General features: G+C 45.6%; 6 protein-coding genes and 2 pseudogenes. 4 read left to right on the forward strand and 4 right to left on the reverse strand.

Annotation, left to right across the window (positions count from 1 at the left end):
• Nucleotides 1–344 (forward strand): enolase C-terminal domain-like protein (locus AC1DUO_RS23625; RefSeq protein WP_477989030.1); only part of this gene is annotated, 344 nt, incomplete at its 5' end.
• Between the two features lie 10 nt (nt 345–354).
• Here the strand turns inward: AC1DUO_RS23625 and AC1DUO_RS23630 are convergent.
• Nucleotides 355–1065, reverse strand: coding sequence for a GntR family transcriptional regulator (locus AC1DUO_RS23630; protein WP_037032703.1), 711 nt, complete (start codon nt 1063–1065; stop codon nt 355–357).
• Between the two features lie 187 nt (nt 1066–1252).
• Between AC1DUO_RS23630 and AC1DUO_RS23635 the strand changes: the two genes are divergently transcribed.
• From AC1DUO_RS23635 to AC1DUO_RS23645, 3 genes and pseudogenes are all read left to right on the forward strand, one after another.
• Nucleotides 1253–1549, forward strand: coding sequence for a helix-turn-helix domain-containing protein (locus AC1DUO_RS23635; protein WP_119262373.1), 297 nt, complete (start codon nt 1253–1255; stop codon nt 1547–1549).
• A gap of 4 nt (nt 1550–1553) precedes the next feature.
• A pseudogene (locus AC1DUO_RS23640) lies at nt 1554–1775 on the forward strand (HipA N-terminal domain-containing protein); the annotation flags it as partial.
• A complete protein-coding gene (locus AC1DUO_RS23645) occupies nt 1732–1986 on the forward strand; it encodes a type II toxin-antitoxin system HipA family toxin (protein WP_162906103.1) in 255 nt (84 codons plus the stop codon). The pseudogene AC1DUO_RS23640 and the gene AC1DUO_RS23645, both read left to right, overlap by 44 nt.
• A gap of 107 nt (nt 1987–2093) precedes the next feature.
• Here the strand turns inward: AC1DUO_RS23645 and AC1DUO_RS23650 are convergent, their stop codons facing one another.
• The 3 genes and pseudogenes from AC1DUO_RS23650 to AC1DUO_RS23660 all read right to left on the reverse strand — a co-directional run.
• On the reverse strand, nt 2094–2891 hold the full coding sequence (locus AC1DUO_RS23650; RefSeq protein ID WP_477989033.1) for a hypothetical protein: 798 nt from the start codon (nt 2889–2891) through the stop codon (nt 2094–2096).
• Nucleotides 2892–2901: 10 nt separating this feature from the next.
• On the reverse strand, nt 2902–3672 hold the full coding sequence (locus AC1DUO_RS23655; protein WP_240433055.1) for a hypothetical protein: 771 nt from the start codon (nt 3670–3672) through the stop codon (nt 2902–2904).
• 41 nt (nt 3673–3713) lie between these two features.
• A pseudogene (locus tag AC1DUO_RS23660) lies at nt 3714–3897 on the reverse strand (hypothetical protein); the annotation flags it as partial.

Here is a 3897-nt window from a genome sequence, read left to right on the forward strand (position 1 = left end):
GCATCACACCGGCATTAAAACTGGCGCATTTCTGTCAGAGCTTTGGCGTGCTACTGGCGTGGCATTGYCCGCCTGATATGACGCCGATTGGTGCAGCCGTGAATACGCATCTGAATATTCATCTGCATAATGCGGCAATTCAGGAATTTGTCGCGTATCCGGCCAACACGCAGCAGGTCTTCCCCGGTGCGCAGGTACCAGAAAACGGGTATTTCTATCCGGGAGAAGAAGCGGGCATTGGCGTGGGCTTTAACAGCCAGGCTGCGGCAGAATTTCCGGTGGTGTACCGTCCGCATGAATGGACGCAAAGCCGCCTGCCGGACGGTGTGATCCACACGCCCTGACAACAGGGTGTTACTTCTGGCGGAAAGCCAGATTGTCCTGATTAAACGGGATGACGTAGGTACAGGAATAATCGATGTCGATAATGTCGCTGAACGCATAAACTTTGCCGCCCTGCAAAATGCCTCTGTTGGTAATGTGCATGGCGGCAATGCCTTTTTTACATCCCAGGATGTGCGCCTGTTCTTTATTGACTGTCACCGCCTGATAGCGGGTGAGGGAATGTGAAATCGCATAGCCCTTGCTCAGAACATATTGCTGAATGGAATGTTCGATGGTCTTCTGATTCAGATCACCAAATTCACGGGCAGGCATACGGGAGTATTCAATCTGTACGTTGCGCTGGCTGATACGCCGCAAACGGGTGAATGCCCAGATAAAATCATCCACACTCAGATCGAAAACCTGCTGCTCTTCTTTATCCGGCCGCCGCTTGTGCAGCTCCAGCATTTTAAAGCTGATTTCGGCGAATTTCTTTTCGGTGATCGAGTTGTAGACCAGCGGATTACTGCTCACGCCGGGGTTAATGTAAATTCCCGAGCCCTGCACAATGCGCACCGCCCCGATGCTCACCAGCTTTTCCAGCGCCTTGCGCACGGTAAAGCGCGAAACCCCGTATTCCTCAGCTAACTGGCGCTCCGGCGGTAACTTCTCCGGCAGCGATCCGCTGTTCTGATAAATCTTGCTCAGTAAATCCTGAGCGATAAATTCGCTTTTTTTCATGAGGTTTCATCCGGGCGTGAAACCGGTATTTGAGCATGAGTGGGCAGTAGTGGGCAAATTACAGCTTATAAACTGTATTTATCTTTAACAGCTTGCAGGCTGTATTTTGTTTTTACAGCTTTTAGGGTGTATTGTTCTCAATACAGCTTATAATTTGTATAAGACGAGAGATATCAGAGCCGCCATAATGAAGACAGTCTATCCGTTAAAAACACTTAACCAGCTCCGTCCGTTACTGGTGGGGTTCCGTAAGGAAAAAGGTCTGACGCAAAAGGATGTGTCAGAAAAACTGGGCGTGACCCAGCAGACATATGCCCGACTGGAGGCAAACCCTGCTACTGCCAGCCTTGACCGGCTGTTTCGGGTATTTAATGTATTAGGTATTGAGATGGTGTTTTCCTCACAATCCGATCCTGAAAAACCCTCTATGGAGGAAATTAAGCCGGATTATTTAAGTACGCCCGCCAGAAAGGAACAATGGTGATGATATGCGTCGTGCGCAGCAGCGTTTAGCGATATGGATGAACGGTATTCCTGTGGGGTACTGGGAAAAGCAAAAAGGCGAGGATCGTTTACAGTACTCGCCCGAATGGACGGAGGACCCACAAGGGCGACCTTTGTCTCTTTCCCTGCCGTTTACGCCGGGTAATCAGGTGCATCGCGGCAATGTGGTTCGCGATTATTTTGACAATTTATTACCTGATCAGCAAGATCCTGCGCAGGCATTGGATTAAGCAGGGCGAGCAGAGCGGGTTAGGTAAACGGCAAATAGAAACCATGATCGATGAGATCATCGAGCTCGTACCGGTCGTTATTGAAAATGTCGCAAGGCAGCTCCCTGCTTCGTTTCCTCCTGAACTGGCAGACGCTATTTTTACCGGGATGGAACAGCAGCGGGTGAGGCTGGAGGCGCAGGTTTAAGATATCAGCACCGCGCGACAAAGCCCCACCGGTGCAGACCCGCGGGGCTTTATTTACACTGAGAATTCAACTTTTTCCTCCCTGAAGGTAACTTCATAATGACTTCGTTATTTCATGGATAGCAGTTTTTCGTAATTAGGATAAATATACGGAATTTTTTCGGTACTCCCATCAGGATAAATCGCTGAAAAATCACTATCCTCTTTTTGTTCAGGCGGAATGAGTGTAACAACTTTTGTTAAATGAATATTCGGTGCAACAAGTATCCGATGTGTATTAAAAAGTTTATATCTGCGTCTCCATTGTTTAAATCCAGTATCTCCACCAAACAATTTCAAGCTAGTAGTATTATCAATGTGATAAGTAACCATTGGGAAAAAATCTGTCTTTAAAATAATATCCCCGCTGGCTTCCATTGCCCTTCCGGTGCCGTAACCATCACTGAAACCATAATCATCGAAATCAAAGATATAATTAGTCTCGATAACCTCTTTTTCCTTTGCCAAGGGATTCCCATCAGCGATCTTAAAACTGACTTTAATGGAATTGAGTTGCCACTGGCATGACCCGCCGCCATCAATAGCAATCCGCTGCTGTCTGATATCACTGTTTACCTGCGGGTTGAATGCCTGCATAAAACCGTTATATCCGCGAATTTCATAGGCTTCATTATTCGAGTTATAGCTTTTAGTCTTGCACCGTTCAGAACGGTAAAGCATTTGCAATGGCAACAGTGTAATGCCCTCAGGAMCCCTGACGGCTATGGTTACTCGCCGGGCATTTTCCGGCGGTGACAGCGTCTGATCTGTTTTGCCATAACAGGCGGAAAGCAAAAATACTGTCGGCAGCAACAGGGCTGTTTTATTTAGAAAATTCAACTTCTTCCTCCCTGAAGGTAACTTCATAATGACATCGTTATTTCATGGAAAGCAGCTTTTCGTAATCTGGTTTTGTATGTATTGCTTTTCCAGTACTGCCATCAGGATAAGTTGCGACCGTGTTTCCTGGTGGTGGATTTGGAGTTTCGAGAATTACAGGTTTATTCATATGGATTATTGGTTCAATATAAATCCTATTGGTGTTAGATGATTTGTAACGGCGTGTCCATTGCTCGTAATCTGTATCACCACCGAAAAACTGTAATGACGTACTTTTGAATAAGTTATTTATAAATATCATCGGAAAAAAGTTAGTTTTTAAATCAAGGTCGCCACTAACCTCTTTTGCTCTTCCTGTTCCATAACCATCACTGAATCCATAATCATCAAARTCRAAGATATAATTAGTAGCGAAAACCTCTTTTCCTTTAACGAGAGGATTGCCATCAGCGATCTTAAAACTGACTTTAATGGAATTAAGCCGCCACTGGCATGGCCCGCCGCCATCAATGGCAATCCGTTGCTGCCTGACATTGCTGTTTGCAATCGTGCTAAATGCCTGCATAAAACCGTTATATCCGCGAATTTCGTAGGCTTCATTACTCGAGTTGTAGCTTTTAGTCTTGCACCGTTCAGAACGGTAAAGCATTTGCAATGGCAATAGTGTAATGCCTTCAGGAACCCTGACGGCTAAGGTCACGCGCCGGGCATTTTCCGGCGGTGACAGCGTCTGATCTGTTTTGCCATAACAGGCGGAAAGCAAAAATACTGTCGGCAGCAACAGGGCTGTTTTATTTAGAGAATTCAACTTTTTCCTCCTTGAAAATGTAAAATGAAATAATTCCTTTTCTATTTCATTGATAGTAGCTTTTCATAATCAGGCTTTATCTTGCGTACATGCTCAATGCTTCCATTGGGATAAGTGATCATCATCCCGACTCCACGTTCTTCATCACCCTGTAGTAATACCTCTTTCTGAGAGTGTAATATCGGTTCAATGGCTATTTTCTGAGTATCTTGAAGTTTGTAACGT

The sequence above is a fragment of the Rahnella sp. P4_A8 genome, assembly GCF_056402435.1.

What these genes read in the sequence shown, in the direction of transcription:
- AC1DUO_RS23630 (WP_037032703.1), bottom strand. Translation starts at nt 1,065, where the DNA reads ATGAAAAAAAGCGAATTTATCGCTCAGGATTTACTGAGCAAGATTTAT.
- AC1DUO_RS23635 (WP_119262373.1), top strand. Translation starts at nt 1,253, where the DNA reads ATGAAGACAGTCTATCCGTTAAAAACACTTAACCAGCTCCGTCCGTTA.
- AC1DUO_RS23645 (WP_162906103.1), top strand. Translation starts at nt 1,732, where the DNA reads ATGTGGTTCGCGATTATTTTGACAATTTATTACCTGATCAGCAAGATC.